The organism is Herminiimonas sp. (genome assembly GCF_030645555.1).
Taxonomy (GTDB): Bacteria; Pseudomonadota; Gammaproteobacteria; order Burkholderiales; family Burkholderiaceae_D; genus Oxalicibacterium.
Genome location: NZ_JAUSME010000167.1, coordinates 1 through 1,780 on the forward strand (window position 1 = coordinate 1; position 1,780 = coordinate 1,780).

The following is a 1,780-nucleotide window of genomic DNA, read 5'->3' on the forward strand; positions in this document are numbered from 1 at the left end:
CTCTTCATCGTGGTGGCAACCGAACCAGGCTTCACCGACGATCTGGTGTCGCGCTCGCTGGTGGCAGCGGAAGCCGCCGGCGTTGCAGTGCATCTGATCCTGAACAAGATAGACGTCGTCGCATCGCTGGAAAAAACCCGCCAACGCGTGGCCTTCTATGCCGGACTTGGTTACCCGGTGCACGAAGTGTCGGCCACCGCGCAACCGGAAGCAACCGTCGCTGCACTGATGCCCTTGCTGACCGGCCAGTCGACTATCCTGATCGGCCAATCCGGCATGGGCAAGTCATCGATCATCAACCTGATCGTGCCGGATGCCGATATCGCCGTGCGTGAAATTTCCGCCGCGCTCGATACCGGCAAGCACACGACCACCTTCACGCGCCTGTACACCATAGACGCGCACACGACGATCATCGATTCGCCGGGCTTCCAGGAATTCGGCCTCTATCATTTGACCGAAGGCATGCTGGAGCGCGCTTTCCCGGAGTTCGAAGCCTATCTGGGGAAATGCAAATTTTATAATTGTCATCACGTCACCGAGCCGGAATGCGCGATCCGCGCCGCCCTCGCAGCCGGTGACATTGCACCGATGCGGCATGCGCTGTACTTGCAGTTATTGCATGAATCATCGCAAAAGCTGTATTAAACAGCAGTCTACATGCGGCCATATCGCTGGCTTTTGTAGCGAAATCCCTTATAATTGAAGCAGTTACAACATTCGGCGGCAGGCGCCAACCTAGCCGCCGTTTTCAATTATGGCAATCAAACACTTTCTGCAATTTTCCGATTTGACGCTGGATGAATTCGAGCATGTGATCGAACGCACCCGTGTCATCAAACGCAAATTCAAGAATTACGAGCCCTACCACCCGCTGGCAGACCGCACGCTGGTGATGGTGTTCGAAAAAAACTCGACCCGCACCCGCCTGTCATTCGAAGCCGGCATGCACCAGCTCGGCGGCGCCGCAATCTACCTGAACACGCGCGACAGCCAGCTCGGCCGCGGTGAACCGGTGGAAGACGCGGCGCAAGTGATGTCGCGCATGTGCGACATCATCATGATCCGCACCTTCGGCCAGGACATCATCGAGCGCTTCGCCGCCAATTCGCGCGTGCCGGTGATCAACGGCTTGACCAATGAACATCATCCCTGCCAGGTACTGGCCGATGTCTTTACCTACATCGAGCATCGCGGCTCCATCAAGGGCAAGACGGTGGCATGGATAGGCGACGCCAACAACATGCTGTACTCGTGGCTGCAGGCGGCCCAGGTTTTCGATTTCCATGTCAGCGTTTCGACGCCCAAAGGCTATGAAATCGATCCGGCGCTGGTCGCGGCCGACAATACGCATTACACGCTGTACGCCTCGCCATCGGACGCCTGCGCAGGCGCACATCTGGTCACGACCGATGTCTGGACCAGCATGGGCTTCGAGGAAGAAAACGCCGCACGCCTGAAAGCCTTCGATGGCTGGATCGTCGATGCAGAAAAAATGCGGCGCGCCCAACCGGATGCGCTGTTCATGCATTGCCTGCCGGCGCACCGCGGTGAAGAAGTCTCCGCCGAAGTCATCGATGGCCCGCAGTCGGTGGTCTGGGATGAAGCGGAAAATCGCCTGCATGCGCAAAAGGCGCTGCTCGAATATCTCGTCCTGGGCAAGCTCAGTTAATTTTTATCCGCCCAGTTCCATCTGAACCACAATCACATTCAAAACACGCGAAGCAGAAATCATGTCGACCATACTCCAGTCCGTTCCAGTCAATCAAAAAGTAGGCAT

General features: G+C 57.0%; 2 protein-coding genes. Both read left to right on the forward strand.

Annotated features, from left to right (window positions below):
• A partial coding sequence (gene rsgA / locus Q7T06_RS06665; RefSeq protein ID WP_304782277.1) for a ribosome small subunit-dependent GTPase A occupies positions 1-648 on the forward strand: 648 nt, incomplete at its 5' end.
• A 109-nt stretch (positions 649-757) separates the two neighbouring features.
• A complete protein-coding gene (gene argF / locus Q7T06_RS06670) occupies positions 758-1,672 on the forward strand; it encodes an ornithine carbamoyltransferase (protein WP_304782280.1) in 915 nt (304 codons plus the stop codon).
• Positions 1,673-1,780 lie beyond the last annotated feature (108 nt).

Coding starts and splice junctions, on each gene's coding strand:
- argF (WP_304782280.1), top strand. CDS start 758: ATGGCAATCAAACACTTTCTGCAATTTTCCGATTTGACGCTGGATGAA.